The organism is Streptomyces sp. V1I1 (genome assembly GCF_030817355.1).
In the GTDB taxonomy this organism is placed as follows: Bacteria; Actinomycetota; Actinomycetes; order Streptomycetales; family Streptomycetaceae; genus Streptomyces.
In genome coordinates, this window is the sequence record NZ_JAUSZH010000001.1 from 2638724 (window position 1) to 2660561 (window position 21838).

The following is a 21838-nucleotide window of genomic DNA, read 5'->3' on the forward strand; positions in this document are numbered from 1 at the left end:
CGACTTGATCTCTCTTGACAAAGAGAGTTAGCCTCCCCGTCGGGGGAAATTCGCGACTGACTTCGTGCGCGGGTCACTGCCCTGTTCCTGTCCTCATTCTCGACGTGGAACACAAACCGAAGAACTTACTCTGACCCGACGGAGGTCGACCGTGGTCTTCCAGCCCACCCGAGGCGATCTGCCCGCCCGCTTCGGACCCGGCATACCCAATGTGCCGCCGATCGGACCCGCGACCATCGATGCCGATGTCTATCGCGACGCGGAGCGGTACGAGCGCGAGCGCATCCAGATACTCAACCGAAGCTGGCAGATCATCTGCCGGTCCGAGCAGATCGCCAACCCCGGTGACTTCCACGTCTGGGAGGGGCACGGCGAGAACATCGTCATCACCCGGCGCGAGGACGGCGGCCTGTCCGGCTTCCACAACGTCTGCCAGCACCGCGGCGCCCGGATCGTGCCGGAAAGCGGCACCGGCGCACGCCGGTTCACCTGCCGCTGGCACAACTGGGCCTACGACGCCGAAGGCAATGTGACCGGCGTCCCCGACCGTCCTGACTTCGACAAGAAGGTCCTGGCCGGACTCTGCGCGCCCGGCCTCGACCTCGGCGAGTGGGGCGGCTGGGTGTGGGCTGTACTGGCCGGTCCGGGGGTGGCCGGGCCGCTCGAGGACTGGATCGCCCCGGAGGTGGCGGCCGACCTCGGCGCCTTCCGTATGGAGGACATGAAGCTCGTCGAGAAGGTCGAGTGGGAGGTGGACGTCAACTGGAAGGTGGCGATCGACGCCTTCAGCGAGTACTACCACGCGCAGGCGCTGCACGAGATGGGCGGCAAGGACGCCAAGGACGCCCGGCACTCGACCACTCACGTGTACGGTCGCAACGCCATGTACTTCGTCCCGTTCCTGGGCGGCCTGGAAGACCTCCAGCGCACCCTGGACCACACGGCACATACCGTCTGCAACTACCTGCTGTTCCCCACGGCCGTCGCCAACTGCCAGGCGCTGCATACGCAGCTGTGGCGGGCGGTTCCGCTCAGCGTGAACAAGACCCGCTTCGAGGCGTGGGAGCTGCGGTACGAGACCGACGATCCCGAGTACCTCCGGCAGATCGATTTCTGGTGGGAGATGTACAAGGCGGTCGTTCAGCAGGACGTCGACGAATGGGTCGACGTCGCCGCCACCGCGCAGTCGTCCGCGTACCGGCAGAACATCTTCAGCGACCGGGAGTGCATCCTCACGCACTTCCACCGGGTGTGCGATGACATCCTCGCCGGCGGTGACGGCCTCGGCCTGGAGCCCGAGGCGGTCGCCGTCTCCCAGGAGCAGTAACCACCGGTCAACACTGCGGACGCCGTCCTTCGGGACGGCGTCCGCCGTTTTTCCCCCGGATGCGGGGGAAGCCGAGCGCCGCGCAAAGCGCGGCCCGCGCACGGCGAGACCGTGGCGGGCGAATGGCCGCGAGGCGCCGGCCACGGACAGGAGGACGGCGCCCAGGCATGGATGGGCGATGCCCCGCCGGCCGGCTCTTCGGCCCCACGGGGACATCGCCTGCGTAAGACTCCAGCCGCACACACGACAGTCCCAACTACCGGATGACGGCGCTCGCCGCGGCGGCCGCAACGCGTCCGGCTCACCCGGCCCGGCGCGTGGGGCCGGGCCGGACGCTCGCACCGCGAGGGCCGCGGCGATGCCGCTAAGGGGCCGAGAAAGCGGGAGCGGGAGAGGGAGCGGAAGAGGGCTGGGGCGGGGTGCGATGGCTGCCGGCGAAGCGGCGCATCAGGGGGCGCTCGAAGTACCGGTACACGACCAGGGACAGACCTATCGAGAGGGCGATCAGCGCGAAGACGAACGCGAAGCCTTCCCAAGCCGCCAGGCCGGGGTCGGGTCCGATCAGGTGGCGGGCGGCCATCATGAGCGGGAAGTGGGTGATGTAGAGGGCGTAGGAGGCCTCGCCCAGGGCGATCAGGGCCGGGCGGGGCAGGCGTCGCGTGCGGCCCTCGAGGTCGGCCAGGGCCGTCTTCGCGATGACCGCCGCGAGGGCCGGCGCCATCGCCGAGGACATCGCGTACTGCCGGGGCACGAAGGGCAGCAGGAGGAAGAAGGCCACGAAGGCGAGGCTCACCTGGAGTCGGCTGACGCGGGGCCAGGTGCCGGTCTGAATCAGGCGGGCGGTGACCATGCCGAGGATGAATTCCAGCAGCCTCACGGGCGGGAAGACGTAGATGAACCACATGCTGCGTTCGTTGATGGGCAGCCAGTCGAACAGCATCCGTCCAGGGACGGCAGTGGCCACAAGGGGCATGAGGACGATCACCACGGCGAGCCCCGTCCACACCCACCGCAGCCGCTGTACGGGGATCTTGCGGGCGACGACGATAAGGGCGGGGAAGAGCGCGTAGAAGAACGCCTCGCAGGAGATCGACCACGCCGGTGTGTTGAAACCCGTGAACACGTCATAGTCCGGTACCCAGTCCTGGACCAGGAACAGACCCGCGACGGCAGCCCACGGAGTCTGTCCGGGGGGCGCCTCCATGGGCACCGCGGCGGTGGTGACGGCGAAGAACACCACGGCCGCGGTCCAGGCGAGCAGATGGTTGGGGAAGATCTTCCACCACCGGCGCCGCCAGAACGCACGGGCCCGGCCGCCGGGTCTGTGAACCCAGGTCAGCACGAACCCGGACAGGACGAAGAAGCCGCTCACCGCCCCCGCTGCGAACGGCTCGGTGGCACCCAGCCCCATCTGCAGGGGACCGTCGAAGATCCCCGAAACGAAGCTCATGTGGAACCACACGACGGCGCAGGCGAAGACAAAACGCAGGCTCGTCAGTGACGGCAGATGGCGGGGAGCGGGCTCGTCGGGCATGGGTTTCCTTGTCTCTGGGCGTGAAGAAGCCAGAACGCTCACGCCGTCCGGGACAGCAGCTGCCGGGTGACGACATCGGCGACGGCACTCTGATGGTCCGCCAGATAGAAATGTCCGCCCGAGAAGGTGTTCAGGGAGAACGGGCCGGTCGTGTGCTCTTCCCACGCGCGGGCCTCGTCAAGGCTGACGTTCTCGTCCTCGTCGCCGACAAGGGCGACGACAGGGCAGTCGAGCTTCGGCCCGGGCCGCCACTGATATGTCTCGACCGCCGTGTAGTCGCTGCGCAACGGCGGAAGGATCATGCGCAGGACGTCCTTGTCCTCGAGAATGCGCGCGTCGGTACCACTTCCCCGCTTCAGCTCTTCGACAAGACCGGCATCATCGAGCAGATGAATACCTACCTCACGGTGCGTCGAGGGGGCTCGTCGGCCCGAAACAAACAGCGTCGACGGGGCTGCGCCGAGTCGCTCTTTCATGCGGTTCGCCACTTCGAAAGCGATGACTGCACCCATGCTGTGCCCGAAGAAGGAGAGGGGCCGGTTCATAAGTGGCTCAAGCGCGGCGAAGGCTTCGTCGGCGAATTCATCGATGGTGGTAAGACAGCGATGGTGAAGCCGGTCCTGCCGCCCGGGGTATTGCACCGCAAAGACCTGAAGACTGGACTTCAGCGCATTCGACATCGGGCGGAAGTAGCTCGCCGATCCTCCGGCGTGCGGGAAACAGACGAGGGTCGCGCCACGGTCAGGACCGGGGGAGAAGCGACGGATCCACATCTCGTCCAGAACAGTCTCGGTCATTGAAGGCTCCGTACATTCGAAAATCGGGTCGGTCAACGGCACCCACACATGCGTGGCGTCCGTTTACGAGGCATTCACAGGCGACCCGGCAAACCGTCGAGTGGAACGGGAGCGCAGGTGCAGACAGTCCGCGATGCCCTCCAGGAGGCGGTCGACGTCCTCTTCGGAGCTGTAGGGGGCCAGACCGACGCGCACGCCGCCCTGGTCTCCCAGGCCGAGGCGATGGGAGGCGTCGACCGAATAGAAGGTTCCCGCCCCGGTGTCGACCCCACGGCCGGCCAAATAGCGGTAGACGTCCTGGGGGTGATGACCGTCGATGGTCAGAAGCAGGGTGGGGGTACGTGAGGAAGCCCGTGAGTGCACGGTGACGCCCTCAAGACCGGCCAGTCCTTGCTCGACCCGCAGCCGCAACGCGTCCTCGTAGGCCTCGACCGCGGTAAGCGCCGACACCAGGCGTTCCCGCCGGCTGCCTTCGCGAAGCGGTCCCAGCCCGGCCCAGAAATCGATGGTGGCACGGGCACCGGAGAGCACCCCGTAAGGCAGGATGCCGAGCTCGAAGCGTTCGGGCACGGTGTCGGTCGAGGCCAGCAGCTTGTCCGGCTTCAGGCTCCGCAGCAGCTCGGGACGGGCGGCGAGGACACCCAGGTGAGGCCCGAGGAACTTGTAGGCGGAGCAGGTGAGGAAGTCCGCGCCGAATCCGTCGAAGTCGATGCTGGCGTGGGAGCTGTACTGGGCCGCGTCGACGTAGAACAGGGCCCCGGTCCGGTGGACCAGCCGGGAGATCTCCGGGATGTCGGGCCGGGTCCCGATCAGGTTGGAGGCAGCGGTGACGGCCACCAGGCGGGTGCGCTCGGACAGCACTTCACGTATGTGATCGGGTGTCAGTTCCCCGGTCTCGGGGTCGAAGTCGGCCCAGCGGACCGTGACCCCGGCGTCGGCCGCGGCCTGGACCCAGGGCATGACGTTGCATTCGTGGTCGAGGCGGGTGACCACCACCTCGTCACCGGGGCGCCAGGTCTTGGCCAGGGTCCGGGAGAAGTCGTAAGCGAGCTGGGTGGAGCTGCGCCCGACGACGATGCCGCCCGGGTCGGCGCCGAGGAAGTCGGCGAGAGCCTGACGAGCCTGGGTGACGATGGCCTCCGCGTTACGTTCACCGGCGGTGCTGGCGCCCCGGTTGCACAGCGGGTCGGACAGTGCGTCGACCATGGCGTCGATGACGGGCTGAGGAACCTGGGTGCCCCCGGGACCGTCGAAGTGGGCGGACCCGGCCTTGAGGGCGGGGAATTGAGCCCGGACGGCGTCGATGTCGTAGCGGTGGAGGTTTGTCACGGGCGCTCCGTGTGTCGATGCGGACAGAGGACTGGGTCAGGGCCTGGATTCCGGCGACGACTTCGTCTCCCGCTCGCTGGCGGCATCATCGCCAGTCCCCTGTCGGCAGCAGTTCCTAGCAAGATGATCGCCTCTACGCCCCGACGAGAACAGGCAGAATTGGCGGAAGAAACGCCCTCGAAGACTGACGGCGTGCCAGCGGTACGGCACTGGAAGACGGTCAGTTCCAGGGCCGAGAGTTCGCGGTCGGCACGCTCGGCAATGCCGACCGACCAGCCGTGCCGACCAAGACGGTGCAGCCCGTCAGGCGCTCACCTTCACGACGTGGCGGGCGAACCCGCTGGTCTGCCAGGTCCTGCCGTCAGTGTTGATCGCGAAGCCCTCCGCCCCCCGGCAGCTCCTCCAGCAAGGCGCGGGCCCGGCCGCCCTTGGCGTACGCGGCCGTCGCCCGCGCCGTGCAGTTGGATGTCACCGCCGCCGTTGAGGCAAACCCCGCTGTGTCACCCGCCAAGGTGTTGCGTCAAACCTCCCGGCATCGGAAGGGAAGACGCAATCGCTCGGCATTTTCACGGGACCGCGCTGACGCCGGCCGGCGAAGGGAGACCAACCCGCAGTAGCGCCGCCAGGCGGTGGCCGCTGTCCAGTGATGTGACGCTCACGGAACGCAGGCCGGCCAGGGTGCCGCTGGGCTTCCTCTACCCGGACCCCGGACCGCCTGCGCAGACGGTCGGTATGCTCGCCGCCATGCCGGCCGCGCCGGCCGTGACGCGTTGACGAGATGAGCGAGAGCACAGTGTTCGAGTACGAGAAGGACGGCGCGGCGATCTACCGCCAGTCCTTTGCCACCATCCGCGCGGAAGCGGATCTCGCGGGGCTGCCCGCCGATGTCAGCCGGGTCGCGGTCCGGATGATCCACGCCTGCGGCATGGTCGACCTGGTACGCGACCTCTCGTTCACCCCGGACGTGGTGGCCCGCGCCCGCGCGGCGCTGCGCGCCGGCGCGCCCGTCCTGTGCGATGTCTCCATGGTCGCCAGCGGGGTGACCCGCAAGCGGCTGCCCGCGGACAACGACGTGGTGTGCACGCTGTCCGACCCGTCGGTCCCGGGCCTCGCGGCCGAGCTCGGCACCACTCGTAGCGCCGCTGCCCTGGAGCTGTGGCGCGACCGCATGGAGGGCGCGGTGGTGGCCGTCGGCAACGCGCCCACGGCTCTCTTCCGGCTGCTGGAGATGATCGAGGAGGGCGCCCCGCGCCCGGCGGCGGTCATCGGAGTGCCGGTCGGCTTCGTCGGGGCGGCCGAGTCCAAGGACGCGCTTGCCGAACACCCCTCGGGTCTCGATCACTTGGTGGTGCGCGGACGCCGGGGCGGCAGCGCCATCGCCGCCGCCGCGGTCAACGCTCTTGCGAGCGAGGAAGAGTGAGAGAAACAGGAGGAAGAGGGGAGGAAGAGGGAGAGTGAGAGGAACCGTGAGCGGGCCGGGGCCTCGCCGCTATCCGGAGAACTGACGCAGCCAGGCGGCCGCCTCGTCCACGGTGACCGCCACCGGGACGCCGTCCGGGACCGGTGGTCGCCGGACCACCACCACCGGCAGTCCGGCCTCGCGGGCGGCGGTGAGCTTGGGGGCGGTGGCGGCCCCGCCGCTGTCCTTGGTGACCAGGACGTCGATGCGGTGGCGGCGCAACAGCTCGCGCTCGCTGTCGAGCGTGAAGGGGCCCCGGTCCAGCAGCACCTCCGTCCGGGACGGCATCGGCGGCTCCGGGGCGTCCACCGACCGCACGAGGAACCAGAGTTCGTCGAGGCCCGCGAAGGCGGCGAGGCCCATCCGGCCGGTGGTGAGGAAGACCCGCCGGCCGAGGACGGGAAGCATCCCGGCGGCCTGTTCCAGTGAGCCGGCGATGTGCCAGTCGTCGCCCTCGCCCGCGACCCAGCCGGGCCTGCGCAGGGCCAGCAGGGGAACGTGGGCCGTGATCGCGGCCGACGCCGCGTTGAAGCTGATCGTCCCCGCGAAGGGATGGGTGGCGTCGACGAGCGCGTCCACCTGGTGCGCCCGCAGCCACTGCGCCAGGCCCTCGGCCCCGCCGAAGCCGCCGATCCGGACCTCGCCCGCGGGCAGCCTGGGGCTGGCGACGCGTCCGGCGAGCGAGGTGGTGACCCGCGCAGCCGGATGCAGGGACTCGGCGAGGCGGCGGGCCTCTGTGGTCCCGCCGAGTATCAGTACGTGCATCGGGCGCCGGTCATCGTTCGTCTCCCGACTTGGTGACTGCCCACTGCGTCACGGGCATGGCCTGCCGCCAGCCGGTGAAGCCGCCCACCGGAACGGCGTGCGCCACAGCGAGCCGTACCAACTCGCCGCCGCGGCGCCGGTACCAGTCGGCCAGCAGCGCCTCGGACTCCAGCGTCACGGTGTTGGCGACCAGCCGCCCGCCCGGAGGCAGCGCCTTCCAGCAGGCTTCGAGCAGGCCCGGCACGGTCAGCCCGCCACCGACGAACACCGCGTCCGGCGTAGGCAGTCCGGCGAGCGCCTCGGGCGCGGTGCCGGTGACGACCCGCAGCCCCGGCACCCCGAGCCGGTCCGCGTTGCGGGAGATGCGCTCGGCCCGGGCGGGGTCGCGCTCGACCGTGACGGCCCGGCAGGAGCGGTGCGTACGCATCCACTCGACGGCGACGGAGCCGGAGCCGCCGCCGATGTCCCACAGCAGTTCGCCGGGGGCGGGGGCGAGCACGCCGAGCGTTGCGGCACGCACATGGCGCTTGGTGAGCTGCCCGTCGTGTTCGTATGCGGCGTCCGGCAGCCCCGGTACGGCGCCGAGGCGCAGAGCTCCCAGGGCGCGGCGGCAGTCGATGGCGAGGACGTTCAGCGGATCGCCGGGCGGCAGGTCCCAGGCGTCGGCGGTCCCTTCCGCCCGCTGTTCGCGCTGCCCGCCCAGCTGTTCCAGCACTCGCATCCGGCTGGGTCCGAACCCGGACTCGCGCAGGAAGGCCGCGACGTCGGCGGGCGTCGCGGCCCCGGCGCTGAGGACGAGCAGCCGCCGCCCGTCGTACAGCGCCGCGCCGAGCCGCGCGGTGGGCCTGCCGACGAGCGTCACGACCTCGGTGTCTTCCAGCGGCCAGCCCAGGCGCGCGCAGGCGTACGACACCGAGGACGGGTGCGGCAGTACCCGCGGCACGCCGGCGCCGAGCACTTCGGTGAGCGCCCGCCCGATCCCGTAGAACATGGGATCGCCGCTGGCCAGCACGGCGACACGACGCCCGGCGTGGACAGCGAGCAGCCCGGGCACGGCGGGCCGCAGCGGCGTCGGCCAGGTCACCCGCTCCCCCGCGCAGGCGGGCGGCAGCAACTCCAGCTGGCGCGGCCCCCCGACGAGGACCTCGGCGTCGAGGAGCGCCTGCTGCGAGGCGGCGGGAATTCCGTCCCAGCCGTCTGCTCCGATCCCTACGACGGTCACGGCCGGTGTGCTGGGGGACGCGGAACTGGCGGAACTCACGGACGGACACCTCGGGGACGGAGAGAGGAACGAAGGCGCACTCTACTGGGCGGCCGTTTCGTCCATCCGTGCTGGTGACAGGTCGGGCGGCGACGGTGTCCGGTCGGGCGCAGGCGGGGCCGCGAAGGCCAGGCGGCGGTGGGTGCGGCGGAGCATCCTGCGGGCCATGAGGGGGTGGAGGCGGCGGACCGCCGCGAAGTAGAGCCTGCCGCGCCAGTTGTGGAACTTCACCACCGTGGTGAGCGTGACCTTGTCGCCGGCGATCAGGACCGAGGCGCGGAAGTCGAGATGGCCGCCGTCCTCGCCGAGCAGGAGTTCGTCCGGGGCCGTGGCCCGGACCGGGAAGGGCAGGACCTTGCGCCATGCCTGGGGGTCCCGGGGCATGCCCGGGCCCAGGGGGAGGGCGTACGCGTCGGCGAAGTCCGGGACTGCGAATGCCTGGTGGGCCAGTTCGGCTTCCGGCGGGACGCTCGTGGCGGTCGGGCGGCCCGAGACCAGTCCGTGCAACAGGCGCGCCCGGCGGGTCCAGCGGTAGGGGCGCGGCAGACCGGCGGGGGATGCGGCGCGCTCGATGTTGTCGAAGAGTTCTTCGATCATCGTGTCGTGCATCGGGCGGATCGCCAGGGTCCACAGCAGCCATGCCTTGAGGCCCTGTTCCTGTTCGAGGACATGGCGGACCCGGCAGCGGCCGGCGTCCAGCGGTTCTATCGCGAGGGCGTGGAAGCCGTTGCCCGGCGGGCTGAAGTCGAAGCGGATGCTGCGCCCCGGGTCGTACGCGACGACCGAGTAGCGGACGAAGCCGTGGCCGCCGTCCGCGCCGACGCCGAGGGGGCCGTCGAACCGGATCGGGGGCCAGACGGGGCTCGGGCTGAGCGGGTCGTCCGGGGAGGAGATGCGGTCGAGCAGGGCGCCGACCACCTCCGCCGGGGCGTCGATCAGCCGCTCGTGAACGTTCCGTACCGTGCGCATCAAGCACCTCCATACGGTTGCGTATGTTTCACCGTACGGTAGCGTATGGTCATGGCGCAAGCAGAAGAGGCCCGGCAGACAGGACCGGGGCAGGGTCGCAAGAGGCTCTCGGCCCGCGACTGGGCCGACGCGGCGCTCGCCGCCATCGGGAAGCGCGGGCTCGCCGCCGTCGCGGTGGAGCCGCTCGCAGCCCGGCTCGGCACGACCAAGGGCAGCTTCTACTGGCACTTCACGAACCGGGATGCGCTGATCGAGGCGGCGCTGGCCCGGTGGGAAGAGATCTGCACGGAGGAGATCATCACCGCGATGGAGTCCGAGCCGGACCCGGAGCGGCGGCTGCGCACCCTCTTCGCGCAGGTGACGGCGTCCGCTGCCGACGACCCCCTCGAAGTCTCGCTGCTCGCGACTGCCGGCCATCCCCAAGTCGCCGCCGTACTGGCGCGGGTGACGGAGCGCCGGGTCGGCTATGTGGCGCATCTCTTCGAGGAGCTGGGCTTCCCGCCGGACCAGGCGCGGCAGCGCGGGCTGCTCGCTTACACCAGCTATCTCGGGCACACGCAGCTGAGCCATGCCGTGCCGCAGACGCTGCCCGTCGGGGCCGAGCGCGCCGACTATCTGGAGTCTGTGCTGGACAACCTGCTGCGCCGCGCATAGACGGCGCCGCCGAGGCAGATGAACAGCAGCCGCACCTGCGCCTGCGAGGCGCCGCTGGAGGCCGCAATAGGCCACCTCAAGCCGAGGCGCGAGCGCGAGGCGCGGCGGGCGAGCCGCCCGTGGCGCGCAGGCCGCGCAGTGAGCCTCACGCCGAGGCGCGCTTCCTCGGGGTCGCCTTCTTGGCCGCGGCCTTCTTCGTGGTCTTCTTCGCCGCGGTGGACTTCGTGGCAGTGGACTTCGTGGCAGTGGACTTGCCCGCCGTCGACTTGCTCGCCGTCGACTTGGCCGCCGCCGACTTGGCCGCCGTGGTCTTCTTCGCGCTCGCCGCCGTCTTCTTCGCCGTCTTCGCGGTGGACTTCTTCGCGCCCGCGCCCGCGCCCGCACCGCCCGTCGATTTCGGCGAAGCCGCCGCCCGCTTGCGTCCCTTGATCGAGGTAACCTCGGCGACCTCCTCGCCCTCCTCCCCGCGCGCCTCCTTCGCCGCCTGAACGCTCTTCTCCAGCGCGGCCATCAGGTCGATGACCTTGCCGCCCGCGCGCTCGGCCGGCGCGGTCTCGGGAGCCACCTCGCCGCCCTCCACCTTCGCGGCGATCATCGCCTCCACCGCCGTCCGGTAGTCGTCGTGCAGCGAATCCAGGTCGACGTCGCCGAGCGTGTCCATCAGAGCGTCGGCCAGGTCGAGTTCTGCCGCCCGGACCGTCACCTCGGTGTCCGGGGCCGCCTCCTGCGGCGAGCGGATCTCGTCCGGCCAGAGCAGCCCGTGCATGGCGATCACATTGTCGACGACGCGCAGCATGCCGAGGCGCTCCCGGCCGCGCAGGGCGAACTTGGCGACGGCGACCTTCTGGCTCCGCTTGAGCGCCTCACGCAGCAGCGTGTACGGCTTGGCGGCCGGGACGCCGTTGGCGGACAGGTAGTACGCCGCGTCCATCTGGAGCGGATCGATCCGCTCCGCCGGCACGAACGCGACGATCTCGATCGTCTTCGCCGTGGGCAGCGGCAGGGCCGCGAGATCCTCATCGGTGATCGGGATGATCGATCCGTCCGCGTCCTCGTACCCCTTGCCGATCTCGGAGGCCGGCACTTCCTTCTCCTCCAGCTCGCAGACCTTGCGGTAGCGGATCCGGCCGCCGTCGACGGTATGGGTCTGCCGGAAGGAGACCGAGTGGCTCTCGGTGGCGTTCACCAGCTTGATCGGAATGCTGACCAGACCGAAGGAGATCGCGCCGTTCCATATGGATCGCACGTTTCATCCCTTTCATCCGAAAGTTCGGGATTCGTGGGATTCTCATCGTATGACGCCGATCACGGAGGTGGAGGGGCGGCGCCTGGCGCTCAGCAATCTGGAAAAGGTCATCCACCCCGCCACCGGGACCACCAAGGGCGAGATCCTGCACTACTACGCCACCACGGCGGGTGCGATCCTCGCCCATCTCCACAACCGTCCACTGTCCTTCCTGCGGTACCCGGACGGGCCCGACGGCCAGCTGTTCTTCACCAAGAACCCGCCGCCGGGAACGCCCGACTGGGTCCGGACCGTCGCCGTCCCCCGTTCGGAGGACAAGAACGCCCGGCAGGTCGTCGTACAGGACCTCGCGTCGCTGATGTGGGCGGCGAATCTGGTCGTGGAGTTCCACACACCGCAGTGGCAGGCGGACGAGCCGGCGATGGCCGACCGCATGGTCTTCGACCTCGATCCGGGCGCCCCCGCGACGATCGTCGAGTGCTGTTCCGTCGCGCTCTGGCTGCGCGAGCGGCTCGCGGCGGACGGACTGCACGCGTACGCCAAGACCTCGGGCTCCAAGGGGCTGCATGTCCTCGTGCCGGTGGAGCCCACACCCTCCGAGAAGGTGTCGGCCTATGCCAAGAGCCTCGCCGTCGAGGGCGAGGCCACGCTGCCCGGCCTGATCCTGCACCGGATGAAGCGCTCCCTGCGGCCCGGCAAGGTCTTCGTCGACCACAGCCAGAACGCCGCCGCGAAGACCACCGCCGCCCCCTACACCCTGCGCGCCCGCACCGAGCCGACCGTATCCACGCCCGTCACCTGGGAGGAGATCGAGGCGCACCAGAACCTCGTCTTCCGGATCGGCGACATCGCGCCACGGCTCGACCGGTACGGGGATCTGCTCGGCCCGCTCATCAATCTCAACCGGGCCGGGCGGCTGCCGGACGGGCCGCCATGAACGCGCCCAGGCCGCCCCTGAAGGTCGCGCTCGCCGAATCGGTGAGCGTCCTGCCGCGCGGGCGCGGTCTGGCGTACGAGCCGAAGTTCGACGGCCACCGGATGGTGATCTTCCGGCTCGGCGGCGAGGTGCTCCTCCAGGCCCGTTCGGGCCGGATCATCACCGCCGCGTTCCCCGATCTCGCGGACGCGGCACGGCAGTTGCCCGACGGCACGGTGCTCGACGGAGAGGTGGTGGTCTGGACGGAAGGGCGTACCGACTTCGCCGCCGTACAGAAGCGCGCCGCCGCCACCGCGGGCCGCGCACCCGCCCTCGCACGCCGGCTGCCCGCCTCGTACGCCGCCTTCGATCTGCTCGCCGAGGGAGGCGAGGATCTGCGGCCGTCGGCGTACGAGAAACGGCGCGCGCGGCTGGTCGCGCTGCTCGGCCCGCTCGGGCCGCCGTTGCAGCCCGTGCCGATGACCTTGGACGCCGGGGAGGCGGCCACCTGGTTCGAGTCGCTGCCCGCGATAGGCGTCGAGGGCCTTGTGGTCAAGCGCCTCGACCAGACGTATCGGAGCGGCACGCGCGCGTGGCAGAAGCTTCGGCACACCTCCGCGCGCGATGCGGCGGTCGTCGGCTTCACCGGGCCGCAGGCGCGGCCGAACGCGCTGGTACTGGTACTGCCGGACGACGACACCCCGCTGGTGTCCAGCCCTCTGGCTCCCGCGCTGCGGGCACAGGCGGCGGCCGCGCTGGCTGGCCGGACGAGCACCGGGACGGAGACGGCGATGGCGGTCGGCGTGGGCGAGGTCGCGTACCGGGCCGTGGAGACCGGGCTGACGGCCGAGGTGGAGCAGGGCACGACACGGCACACGGTCACCACGGTGCTGCGGCTGCGGCTCCCCGAGGATCACGACTAGAGGGTCACGACCAACAGGGCCGGATTACGCGCGCAGCCAGGTGCGGCGGTCGCGCGCCGCCGCGTACAGCGCCTCGATGTCCGCGGGCTTCAGTACTCCGCCGAGCCTGGCCAGCGCGGGCACCTCGTCCTCCCGCAGAATCCGTACGTCCGGTGGCGCGGGCAGCACATCCAGCCGCGCCGCCCCCACCACGGCGAGGACCGGGCGCACCGCCGCCGTCAGCGCGAGGGTCGCCCGCTCGGCCCTGCGGCGGGTCAGCCGCAGCAGCGGGCCCGGCACACCGCGGCCGGCCCGCACCATCGGATCGGCGATCCGCACCCGCAGCCGGTGGGCCGCCAGGGTGTGTACGGCCAGCACCCCGCCCGGGCCGACGGCCAGATGGTCGATGCGGTCGGCGCCGGGCAGCGGCACCGAGTGAATGATCCGCCAGCCCGCGACCTCCAGCCGGTCGAGGCTGTCGCCGAGCAGCTGCTGGGCGGCGAGTTCCGCGCGGCGCGGGTCCTGCCGGAAGCGGCGCCCGGCGGGGAGGCGGTCCAGATCGGCGTGGAGCGCCTCGCCGGGGCGGTTGGGGGCGAGGTCGTCGTCCGGGTGCAGGGCCAGCCTGGCGAGATCGGCGGAGGTGGGCACGGGCGGCGGTCCGACGGTGACCTCGCCGGTCAGATACGGGGCGAGAGCGGCCAGCGCATCGGCGCGGTGGCGTTCGGAGACCAGGCTGACGCGGCCGCTGTCCCTGTCGTACCAGGCGACGTTGCGGCCGTCCGGAAGGCTGACGTACAGCCGGTCCCGGCCCTGCTCGCGTGCCGGTGTGACGCGCAGTCCCGTCATGCCACCACCCCTCGACCATGGGAACAGCCGCGGGGCCTTCGGAGCAATAACCGCGCGATGCCGGAGCCGTAGTGCACACTCTCCCCAAGCGCAAGGTTCTTGGGAGGGGGCAAGCGTGTTCGGGGGGATCGACGAGGTCGACTGGGCATCACTGGCGCACGCCTATGGGCCGGCGGACGATGTGCCTCACATGCTGTTCGGACTCGCGTCCGCGGATCCCGCGGAGCGCGAGACGGCGCTCGACGGGATGTACGGAGCGGTGCACCACCAGGGCGATGTGTACGACTCGACGCTCGCCTGCATTCCCTTCCTCATCGAGCTCGTGGCGAATCCCGCGGTCCAGGACCGGGGCGGCATCGTGGAGCTGCTGACCAGCATCGGCGGCATCGATCTGGACGGCGACGACGAACTCGATCCGGAGGACGAGGAGTTCGAGTACGCCGCGAACTACGCGATGGCCTCGTCCGCCGTGACCGCGGGCGCGGACGTCTTCCTCGCGCTGGTCGACGCGGAGGACCGCGGCGTGCGGCTCACGGCTCCGCTCGCGCTCGCCACGCTGCACGACGATCCCGAGCTGGTGCTCGGACTGCTGCGGGAGCGGCTCGGCGTCGAGCCGGACGCGGAGGTGCGGTTCGCCTGCGTCGAGGCCGCGGGCCGGATCGCGCTGCGCCACCAGCGGCTGGCGCCCGAAGTGGTGGAGTGGCTCACCGGGCTGACCCGGGCGCCGTACCACCCGGGGCTGCGGCTGGCCGCGCTCGCGCAGCTCGCCCGCTGCGCGCCGGACGCGCTGCCGGCCGATGTCGTGCCGGGGGTGACGGGCCTGCTGCGCGAACTGCGCGCCGAGCCGGTGGCGGCAAGCCCGGCGGCCGAGTCGGCGGACCCTGGCGCGGAGTCGGTCGGCCCCGGCGCCGAGCGCGCAGCGCCCGTCGCGGAACCGGTGGGCCCGTGCGCGGAGTCGGTCGGCTCCTGCACGGAGTCGGTCGGCTCCCGCGCCGAGCCCGCGGCACCCGCCACGGAACCCGTGCCCGAGCGGCCGTCGACGCCCACGCTCCTCGGCCGGCTGCGCGAGATGCACGAGGCGGACCGTGCGGGCCGCGGCGCCCCCTGGACGGCGGATCTGCTGCGTACGCTCCACTCGGGGCTCGGCGACCGCGTCGACGACCGGATCGCCCTGCTCGCCGACCAGTTGTGCAGCCCCGACTGGGGCCAGCGGATCGATGCCGTACGGATGAGCAGCGGGCTGCTGCGGACCTGGCGCGGTGCGTACGACGAGCTGGTCGGGTTGATCGGGGAGCAGCTCGCCGACCCTGAGAAACGGCTGGCGGACGCGGCCGCCGACGCGCTCGGGGAGCTGTTCGGCCTCGCCGCGCCCGCCGCGGACGCGCTGGCGGACCGGGTGGCCGCTGACCCCGGGGCCTGGGTCCGGGAGTGGGAGAGCGGGCCGCCCACGCTCGGCAGCGCGCTCGCCGCGCTGGCCCGGGCGGGCGACCGGCGCGCGGTGCCGGTTCTCGCGCGGACTCTGGAGCGGCCCGAGGCACCGCACGATCTGGGCTATGCGCTGGACCATCTGGGCGCGGCCGCGGCGTCGCTCGCGCCCGCGCTGCGTCACCGGCTCGGCGAGATCGAGCTGGACGAGCGGCTTTACGACCGGGCCGGGCCGTTGCTGTACGGGCTAACGGCGCTGCGGGCCGCCGATGCGGTGCCCGAGGTGCTGCGGGTACTGCGGGGCGCGCCCGACTACCGCGGGGAGTGGGTGGCCGAGTCGGCGCTGCGGGCGCTCACCGCCTTCGGGCCCGGCGCGCGGGAGGCCGTTCCGGAGCTGCGGGAGCTGCTGCGCTGCGTGGGCGTCGGCTCCGGCTTCTCGGCGTCTCTCGCGGCGCGGACGGCGGGGGCGCTGTGGGCGATCGAGGGTGACGCCGAGCCCGTGCTGCCGGTGCTGCGTGCGGCGTTGTCCGGCACGGATTCCGGGGCCCGGCGGTCGGCCGCGAGGGCGCTCGGCGCGCTGGGGCCTGCGGGCGGGGAGGCCTCCGGGGCACTGGGTGACCTGCTGCGGTCGGCGGAGCCGTGGACCCGGGTGGACGGGGCGATCGCGCTCTGGCGGGTGACGGGCGATCATGGGCGGGCATGGCCGGTTCTGCTGACAGCCTGGGAGAGTCTGCCGAACACCCGGGTGCCGATCGCCGAGTGCCTGGCGGAGCTGACGGCCGAGGGCGCGGAGCGGATCCTGCGCGACGAGCTCGCTGCCGTACGACGTCACAACGCGATCGACGGCGGATACGGCAGCCATGACATCTTTACGGACGAGAAGCTGCTGGCCCTGTGCCGGCGGGCACTGACGAGGGAGAGAACAGCATGATCATCTTCGGCACCAAGGGCTACCTCTACCAGCTGGCGATACTCACGCTGGTGTGCGGGCGCTGCGGCAATCCCTCCGCGCACACGCTCAGGAAGCGCGTCACGAAGTTCACGCTGTTCTTCGTGCCGCTGTTCCCGTTCTCGACGAAGTACGCGACGCAGTGCACGTTCTGCGGCATGGAGCAGCAGGTGACCAAGGAGCAGGCGGAGCAGCTGCAGCTCCAGGGCGCGGGCGGGCCGGGCGGTCAGGCGTACGGGCAGCCGCAGCAGCAGCCCGGCCAGCAGCCGTACCAGTACTGACACAACCCCGAGCCGGAGGTGACGGCCCGTCGGCTCATTTTCGGCGCACTATGACATAAAGGGAAAAGGGCCTGCGTCTTGCTACGTTGCGTGGCATGACCGCAACGACGGGCGACGCTCCTCCGCCCGAACTACGCCTCACCAAGCGGCGGGGCGTCGAGCTCTCGCTCCTCGTCTGCGCCGTCCTCATGTGCGTCTACGGCTACATCGACGTCGGCCTGACGAAGAACAGCGCGGTTCCGCCGGACGCCGTGCGCTACGGAGCGGGCCTCGGCGTACTGGCCCTCCTCGCGCATCTCGCCGTGCGCTTTTGCGCCCCGTACGCCGACCCGCTGCTGCTGCCCATCGCGGTCCTCCTCAACGGCCTCGGCCTGGTGCTCATCTACCGTCTCGACCTGGAGACCCCGCTCGACGAGGCCGCGCCCGCCCAGCTGATCTGGTCCACACTCGGTGTCGCGCTGTTCATCGTGGCCGTCGTTTTCCTGCGCGACCACCGGGTCCTGCAGCGCTACGCGTATCTCTCGGTCGTCGCCGCCCTCGTCCTGATGATCGTGCCGATCCTCTTCCCCGCCGTGAACGGCGCCAAGATCTGGATCCGGATCGGTGGACTCTCCTTCCAGCCGGGCGAGTTCGCCAAGATCCTGCTCGCCGTCTTCTTCGCCGCGTATCTCGCGGCCAACCGCAACGCCCTGGCCTACACCGGCCGCCGGATCTGGCGGCTCCAGCTGCCCACCGGCCGGGTGCTCGGCCCGATCGTCACGATCTGGCTGCTCAGCGTCGTCGTGCTGGTCCTCGAACGCGACCTCGGCACCTCGCTGCTCTTCTTCGGACTCTTCGTGATCATGCTGTACGTAGCGACCGGCCGGACCGGCTGGATCGCGGTCGGCCTGCTGCTCGCGGCGGCCGGCGCGTTCGCCGTCGGCGCCCTCGAACCGCACGTCCACAGCCGGGTCGAGGACTGGCTCGACCCGTTCGCCACCATCAGGGCGGGCCAGGGCCCAAGCCAGCTCGCCCAGTCGCTCTTCGCCTTCGCCGCCGGCGGGATGCTCGGCGCGGGTCTCGGCCTCGGGCACTCCATCCTCATCGGCTTCGCCGCCAAGTCGGACTTCATCCTCGCCACCGCGGGCGAGGAGCTCGGCCTGGTGGGCCTGACCGCGATCTTCATGCTGTACGCGCTGATGGTGGCGCGCGGCTACCGCGCCGGGCTCGCCCTGCGCGACCCCTTCGGACGGCTGCTCGCCATCGGACTCGCCTCGATCATCGCCCTCCAGGTGTTCGTCATCGCGGGCGGCGTGATGGGTCTGATCCCGCTGACCGGCATGGCGATGCCCTTCCTCGCCCAGGGCGGTTCGTCCGTCGTCACCAACTGGATCATCGTGGCGCTGCTCATCAGGGTCAGCGACTCGGCCCGCGCGCCGCATCCCGACGTGGTCGACACGGGGGTCATCGCCCTGGTCCTGGAGGACGAACGGTGATCCCCTACATCCGGCGGGCCGCCGCCCTGTGTCTGCTGCTCCTGGTCGCGCTACTGGTCAACGCCGCCCGGGTGCAGATCGTCGAATCCACGTCGCTCGACAAGAACCCGGCCAACCGGCGCCTTGCCATTGCCCGTTACGACGAGCCGCGCGGCGACATCCTGGTCGGCGGCAAGCCCGTCACCGGCTCGAAGGACACCGGCCAGCAACTGCGGTACGAACGCACCTACACCCAGGGCCCGATGTACGCGCCCGTCACCGGCTACGCCTCGCAGACGTACGGCACCACCCTCGTCGAGAACGCCGAGGACGGCGTCCTGACCGGCACGGACGCCATGCTCGCGCCGCTGCCCTTCTGGGACGACATCAGCCGCATCCAGCCGCCCGGCGGCAATGTCGTCACCACCATCAGGCCCTCGATGCAGCGCGCCGCGTTCGACGGGCTCGGCGGCAAGCGAGGGGCGGTCGCCGCGCTCGAACCGTCGACCGGGAGGATCCAGGCCCTGGTCAGCAGCCCTTCGTACGACCCCGGGCTGCTCTCCGGTACCGGGCCGCCGGTCAAGACCGAGTGGGCGAAGCTCAATACTTCGGGCAGCCAGCCGATGCTCAACCGGGCCATCCGGCAGACGTATCCGCCCGGCTCCGCTTTCAAGATCGTGACGGCGGCGGCCGCGCTTGACGCGGGTGTGGTCACGGACGTCGACGCGCCGTCCGGCGCGCCCGATCCCTATGTCCTGCCCGGCACCAGGACGACGCTCCCCAACGCGGCGGACGGCTGCGGCGACGCCTCGCTCGCGTACGCCATCCAGTGGTCCTGCAACACCGTGATGGCGCATCTGGGAGTGAAGGTGGGCCTCGCCGGAATGGTCGACACGGTGAGCAAGTTCGGCTTCAACGACCGCAGGCTGCGGATCCCCTCGGGAGTCGCCGTGTCCAACTTCGACCGCCATATGACCGTCGATCAGCTGGCGCTCTCATCGATCGGGCAGTTCGACACCACGGCGACGCCGCTGCAGATGGCGATGGTGTCGGCCGCTGTCGCCAACGGCGGGGATCTCAAACGCCCCTATCTGGTGAACCGGGTGACCAGGTCGGACGGTCGCACGGTCGCACGGAACTACCCGCAGTCGTACCAACAGGCGATGAACCCCGCGACCGCGCAGCAACTCCAGCGGATGATGGTCCAGGCCGTCGAGGAGGGCACCGGTCAGAACGCCGCAATCGAGGGGGCGACGGTGGGCGGCAAGACCGGTACGGCGCAGCACGGCTTGGACAACTCCGGTCGGCCCTATGCCTGGTTCATCTCCTGGGCGCAGGCGGCCGACGCGGGCCAGCCGGCGGTCGCGGTCGCCGTGGTCGTCGAGGAGGACGTATCGGCCGACCGCGGCGAGATCAGCGGCGGCGGCAGCGCGGCGCCGATCGCGCGGGCGGTGATGGAGGCTGCGCTGCGAGACTGAACCGTATGACGGCGGAAGAGGCTCTGGAGCGGATCGCGCGGCTGGACCCTGAGCTGTGCGCCTTCATCGAGGTGTGGGGCGATGCGGCCTCATCGGCATGCGAGGTTTCGCCCGAACTCCCCCTTGCCGGGATGCCGTTCGCCGTGAAGGGGCCCTTGGGTATCCGTTCGTACGCGGCCCGGCGGCTGATCGCGGCGGGCGCGGTGCCGGTCGGCTCGACGGCGGTGCCGGGCCCCGGCACGTACTGGCAGACCTGGGGTCTCGGCGCGCACGGCCGCACGGTCAACCCCTGGCGCCCGGACCGTACGCCGGGCGGCTCGTCGGCCGGTTCGGCGGTGGCGGTCGCGGCGAGGATGGTGGGCCTGGCCACCGGCAGCGACGGGGCGGGGTCGGTACGCATCCCGGCGGCCTGGTGCGGGGTGTTCGGCCTGAAGACGACGAACGGCCTGCTGCCCTCGCCCGACCGGACCGGCCTGGCGACGGCGGGGGTGCTGACGCGCACGGCGGCGGACGCGCGGGCGTATCTGCGCTGCGTCCTTGACGGGTACGCGGAGGTGCGGCCGCCGTTCCCGGTACGGGCGCGCTGGTCGCCCGACCTGGGTTTCGCGCGGACGGACCCGGAGGTGGCGTCGGTCGCGCGGGCTGCGGTGGAGCGGCTGGCCTCGGCCGGAGTCGTACGCCTCGACGAGCGGCCGTTCGCGCTTCTCGACCCGAGGGACGCGTGGCAGGCTGTACGGCGTGGACAGCCTTCGGCGGGGTCGGCGGTGCGCACGGAGAACGACCGCCGTCTCGACGCACTGTTCACGGAAGCAGAGCTGCTCCTCACCCCGGCCACCCCGAACCGCCCGCACGGCCACGAAGGACCGGGCGAGCTCTACTCCACCGCCCTGACCTGGGCGTTCAACCTCAGCGGCCACCCGGCGGCAAGCATCCCGGCCGGCTTCACGAGCGACGGCTGCCCGGCCGGCCTGCAACTGGTCGCGGCGCGCGGCGCGGACGTCTCGCTCCTCGAAATGGGGGTGGCGGCGGAGCGGTACACGATTATGGTGCGCCCATGACCATGACCTACGAGCTCGCCCAGGTGAACATAGCCCGACTCAAATTCCCGCTGGATTCCCCGGAGTTAAAGGACTTCGTCAACGGCTTGGACCCGGTGAACGCTGTCGCGGACGCGGCAGACGGCTTCGTCTGGCGGCTCCAGAGCGAGACCGGAAATGCCACGGATGTGCCGGTTTTCGGGGACGAGTGGCTGATCCTGAACATGTCGGTGTGGAGGGACACGAACGCCCTGACCGCGTTCATGTACCAGGGACAGCACAGGGAGCTGCTGGGGCGGCGCTACGAGTGGTTCGAACGCGTCCAGGAGGTCATGAGCACGCAGTGGTGGGTGGAGCGGGGCCACCGCCCGACGGTCCAGGAGGCGGAGGATCGCCTGCTCCATGTACGCGAACACGGCCCGACGCCACGGGCGTTCACGCTGCGGACGAGTTTCCCGCCGCCGACGGCGGAGTGATCAGCCCGGCTGCTGCCCGCGGCGGTTGACGGCGGTGAGGTCGATGTCGAGGGGGAACGGGAGGTCCAGCTTGAGCTGCTTGTGGTGGATACCGGTGTCCGCGTACGTGCGGGTGGCGGGGTCGAGCTCGTAGACGTACACGACAGGGAGCCCGTCGTCCTCCTCCACACGCCAGAAGTGCCGGATGCCTGCCCTGGCGTACTTGCGGGGCTTGACCTCGCGGTCACGTTCCACGGAGTCTGCGGAGACGATCTCGACGGCCAGAAGGATGTCGTCGGGGTCGTACCAGGTCTGCCGCGGGCCGGTGGTCGCGCCCCGGGGCACCACCATCAGGTCGGGCTCCGGCCGATCCCGTCTGGCCAGCTTGGTGGTCATCTCGCGGATGACGTCGAGATCCTCAGGCGCGAAGTCCAGCAAGGCGTTCTCCAATAGGCGCAGGGTGACCATATGGAAGTGGGTCTGCGGACTCATGAAGACGAGGCTCCCGTCGATCAGCTCCGTGTGCGGAGGAAGATTCGGAAGCCTGTCGAGGTCGTCCGCCGTCCAGCCGCCGGCCGGCGGGCGGGCCCACTCGTACTGCTCGTCCAGCCCGTACTCGCGTGCGGCGCTCATGATTGCTCCCATGCGGCGGAGTCTGCCTGGCACAGCCAGCGTACCCAGCCAGAAGGCCGCATCCCGCTCGGAAGTGTGAGCGACAGACTCCTGTGTTGACTGCCGTCCGGCTCCGATCCGG

20 protein-coding genes are annotated in these 21838 nt (G+C 71.0%); 11 read left to right on the forward strand and 9 right to left on the reverse strand.

Annotated features, from left to right (window positions below):
* The first annotated feature begins 151 nt into the window (after positions 1–151).
* Entirely contained in the window at positions 152–1327 is a 1176-nt protein-coding gene (locus QFZ67_RS12320; RefSeq protein WP_307661126.1) for an aromatic ring-hydroxylating dioxygenase subunit alpha, read from the forward strand.
* Between the two features lie 364 nt (positions 1328–1691).
* Here QFZ67_RS12320 and QFZ67_RS12325 read toward each other — a convergent pair whose 3' ends face one another.
* The 3 genes from QFZ67_RS12325 to QFZ67_RS12335 form a co-directional block, all read right to left on the reverse strand.
* The gene (locus QFZ67_RS12325; RefSeq protein ID WP_307661127.1) at positions 1692–2861 is read right to left on the reverse strand and encodes an acyltransferase; all 1170 of its coding nucleotides are present in this window, start codon (positions 2859–2861) and stop codon (positions 1692–1694) included.
* A gap of 38 nt (positions 2862–2899) precedes the next feature.
* The gene (locus tag QFZ67_RS12330) at positions 2900–3658 is read right to left on the reverse strand and encodes a thioesterase II family protein (RefSeq protein WP_307661128.1); all 759 of its coding nucleotides are present in this window, start codon (positions 3656–3658) and stop codon (positions 2900–2902) included.
* 63 nt (positions 3659–3721) lie between these two features.
* Positions 3722–4987, reverse strand: coding sequence for a cysteine desulfurase-like protein (locus QFZ67_RS12335; RefSeq protein ID WP_307661129.1), 1266 nt, complete (start codon positions 4985–4987; stop codon positions 3722–3724).
* Positions 4988–5780: 793 nt separating this feature from the next.
* Between QFZ67_RS12335 and QFZ67_RS12340 the strand changes: the two genes are divergently transcribed.
* Positions 5781–6407 (forward strand): precorrin-8X methylmutase, encoded by a 627-nt coding sequence (locus tag QFZ67_RS12340; RefSeq protein WP_307665820.1) that lies wholly within the window; start codon positions 5781–5783, stop codon positions 6405–6407.
* Between the two features lie 69 nt (positions 6408–6476).
* On the opposite strand, the gene QFZ67_RS12345 is transcribed toward QFZ67_RS12340, so the two are convergent.
* From QFZ67_RS12345 to QFZ67_RS12355, 3 genes are read right to left on the reverse strand one after another with little or no spacing between them, the layout of a single operon-like run.
* The gene (locus QFZ67_RS12345) at positions 6477–7211 is read right to left on the reverse strand and encodes a cobalt-precorrin-6A reductase (RefSeq protein WP_307661130.1); all 735 of its coding nucleotides are present in this window, start codon (positions 7209–7211) and stop codon (positions 6477–6479) included.
* Positions 7212–7221: 10 nt separating this feature from the next.
* Positions 7222–8472 carry a precorrin-6y C5,15-methyltransferase (decarboxylating) subunit CbiE gene (cbiE, locus tag QFZ67_RS12350; RefSeq protein ID WP_307661131.1) on the reverse strand — a complete coding sequence of 417 codons (1251 nt, stop codon included), beginning with the start codon at positions 8470–8472 and terminating at the stop codon, positions 7222–7224.
* Positions 8473–8514: 42 nt separating this feature from the next.
* The gene (locus QFZ67_RS12355; RefSeq protein WP_307661132.1) at positions 8515–9441 is read right to left on the reverse strand and encodes a DUF2867 domain-containing protein; all 927 of its coding nucleotides are present in this window, start codon (positions 9439–9441) and stop codon (positions 8515–8517) included.
* A 45-nt stretch (positions 9442–9486) separates the two neighbouring features.
* Here QFZ67_RS12355 and QFZ67_RS12360 point away from each other — a divergent pair, with 45 nt between their 5' ends.
* A complete protein-coding gene (locus QFZ67_RS12360; RefSeq protein WP_307661133.1) occupies positions 9487–10095 on the forward strand; it encodes a TetR/AcrR family transcriptional regulator in 609 nt (202 codons plus the stop codon).
* Between the two features lie 145 nt (positions 10096–10240).
* On the opposite strand, the gene QFZ67_RS12365 is transcribed toward QFZ67_RS12360, so the two are convergent.
* The gene (locus QFZ67_RS12365; RefSeq protein ID WP_307661134.1) at positions 10241–11341 is read right to left on the reverse strand and encodes a Ku protein; all 1101 of its coding nucleotides are present in this window, start codon (positions 11339–11341) and stop codon (positions 10241–10243) included.
* A gap of 49 nt (positions 11342–11390) precedes the next feature.
* On the opposite strand from QFZ67_RS12365, the gene ligD reads away from it, so the two are divergent.
* Positions 11391–12278, forward strand: coding sequence for a non-homologous end-joining DNA ligase (gene ligD, locus QFZ67_RS12370; RefSeq protein ID WP_307661135.1), 888 nt, complete (start codon positions 11391–11393; stop codon positions 12276–12278).
* Entirely contained in the window at positions 12275–13180 is a 906-nt protein-coding gene (locus QFZ67_RS12375; protein ID WP_307661136.1) for an ATP-dependent DNA ligase, read from the forward strand. The genes ligD and QFZ67_RS12375 overlap by 4 nt, the downstream gene beginning before the upstream one ends.
* A 24-nt stretch (positions 13181–13204) precedes the next feature.
* Here the strand turns inward: QFZ67_RS12375 and QFZ67_RS12380 are convergent, their stop codons facing one another.
* Positions 13205–14005 carry a nuclease-related domain-containing protein gene (locus QFZ67_RS12380; protein WP_307661137.1) on the reverse strand — a complete coding sequence of 267 codons (801 nt, stop codon included), beginning with the start codon at positions 14003–14005 and terminating at the stop codon, positions 13205–13207.
* Positions 14006–14120: 115 nt separating this feature from the next.
* On the opposite strand from QFZ67_RS12380, the gene QFZ67_RS12385 reads away from it, so the two are divergent.
* The 6 genes from QFZ67_RS12385 to QFZ67_RS12410 all read left to right on the forward strand — a co-directional run bounded on the left by QFZ67_RS12385 (position 14121) and on the right by QFZ67_RS12410 (position 21105).
* Complete coding sequence (locus QFZ67_RS12385) at positions 14121–16361, forward strand: HEAT repeat domain-containing protein (RefSeq protein WP_307661138.1); 2241 nt, start codon at positions 14121–14123, stop codon at positions 16359–16361.
* Positions 16358–16660, forward strand: coding sequence for a zinc-ribbon domain-containing protein (locus QFZ67_RS12390; RefSeq protein ID WP_307661139.1), 303 nt, complete (start codon positions 16358–16360; stop codon positions 16658–16660). The genes QFZ67_RS12385 and QFZ67_RS12390 overlap by 4 nt, the downstream gene beginning before the upstream one ends.
* A gap of 95 nt (positions 16661–16755) precedes the next feature.
* Entirely contained in the window at positions 16756–18135 is a 1380-nt protein-coding gene (locus QFZ67_RS12395) for an FtsW/RodA/SpoVE family cell cycle protein (protein ID WP_307661140.1), read from the forward strand.
* Entirely contained in the window at positions 18132–19592 is a 1461-nt protein-coding gene (locus QFZ67_RS12400) for a penicillin-binding transpeptidase domain-containing protein (protein ID WP_307661141.1), read from the forward strand. The genes QFZ67_RS12395 and QFZ67_RS12400 overlap by 4 nt, the downstream gene beginning before the upstream one ends.
* A gap of 5 nt (positions 19593–19597) precedes the next feature.
* Entirely contained in the window at positions 19598–20650 is a 1053-nt protein-coding gene (locus QFZ67_RS12405) for an amidase (protein ID WP_307661142.1), read from the forward strand.
* Entirely contained in the window at positions 20647–21105 is a 459-nt protein-coding gene (locus QFZ67_RS12410; protein ID WP_307661143.1) for a DUF3291 domain-containing protein, read from the forward strand. The genes QFZ67_RS12405 and QFZ67_RS12410 overlap by 4 nt, the downstream gene beginning before the upstream one ends.
* Here the strand turns inward: QFZ67_RS12410 and QFZ67_RS12415 are convergent, their stop codons facing one another.
* Positions 21106–21717 (reverse strand): Uma2 family endonuclease, encoded by a 612-nt coding sequence (locus QFZ67_RS12415; RefSeq protein ID WP_307661144.1) that lies wholly within the window; start codon positions 21715–21717, stop codon positions 21106–21108. It abuts the gene before it with no gap.
* Positions 21718–21838 lie beyond the last annotated feature (121 nt).

Excerpts from the sequence above, each read along its gene's own strand:
- QFZ67_RS12325 (WP_307661127.1), bottom strand. The coding sequence starts at position 2,861 with ATGCCCGACGAGCCCGCTCCCCGCCATCTGCCGTCACTGACGAGCCTG.
- QFZ67_RS12330 (WP_307661128.1), bottom strand. The coding sequence starts at position 3,658 with ATGACCGAGACTGTTCTGGACGAGATGTGGATCCGTCGCTTCTCCCCC.
- QFZ67_RS12345 (WP_307661130.1), bottom strand. The coding sequence starts at position 7,211 with ATGCACGTACTGATACTCGGCGGGACCACAGAGGCCCGCCGCCTCGCC.
- QFZ67_RS12355 (WP_307661132.1), bottom strand. The coding sequence starts at position 9,441 with ATGCGCACGGTACGGAACGTTCACGAGCGGCTGATCGACGCCCCGGCG.
- QFZ67_RS12360 (WP_307661133.1), top strand. The coding sequence starts at position 9,487 with ATGGTCATGGCGCAAGCAGAAGAGGCCCGGCAGACAGGACCGGGGCAG.
- ligD (WP_307661135.1), top strand. The coding sequence starts at position 11,391 with ATGACGCCGATCACGGAGGTGGAGGGGCGGCGCCTGGCGCTCAGCAAT.
- QFZ67_RS12375 (WP_307661136.1), top strand. The coding sequence starts at position 12,275 with ATGAACGCGCCCAGGCCGCCCCTGAAGGTCGCGCTCGCCGAATCGGTG.
- QFZ67_RS12380 (WP_307661137.1), bottom strand. The coding sequence starts at position 14,005 with ATGACGGGACTGCGCGTCACACCGGCACGCGAGCAGGGCCGGGACCGG.
- QFZ67_RS12390 (WP_307661139.1), top strand. The coding sequence starts at position 16,358 with ATGATCATCTTCGGCACCAAGGGCTACCTCTACCAGCTGGCGATACTC.
- QFZ67_RS12395 (WP_307661140.1), top strand. The coding sequence starts at position 16,756 with ATGACCGCAACGACGGGCGACGCTCCTCCGCCCGAACTACGCCTCACC.
- QFZ67_RS12405 (WP_307661142.1), top strand. The coding sequence starts at position 19,598 with ATGACGGCGGAAGAGGCTCTGGAGCGGATCGCGCGGCTGGACCCTGAG.
- QFZ67_RS12410 (WP_307661143.1), top strand. The coding sequence starts at position 20,647 with ATGACCATGACCTACGAGCTCGCCCAGGTGAACATAGCCCGACTCAAA.
- QFZ67_RS12415 (WP_307661144.1), bottom strand. The coding sequence starts at position 21,717 with ATGAGCGCCGCACGCGAGTACGGGCTGGACGAGCAGTACGAGTGGGCC.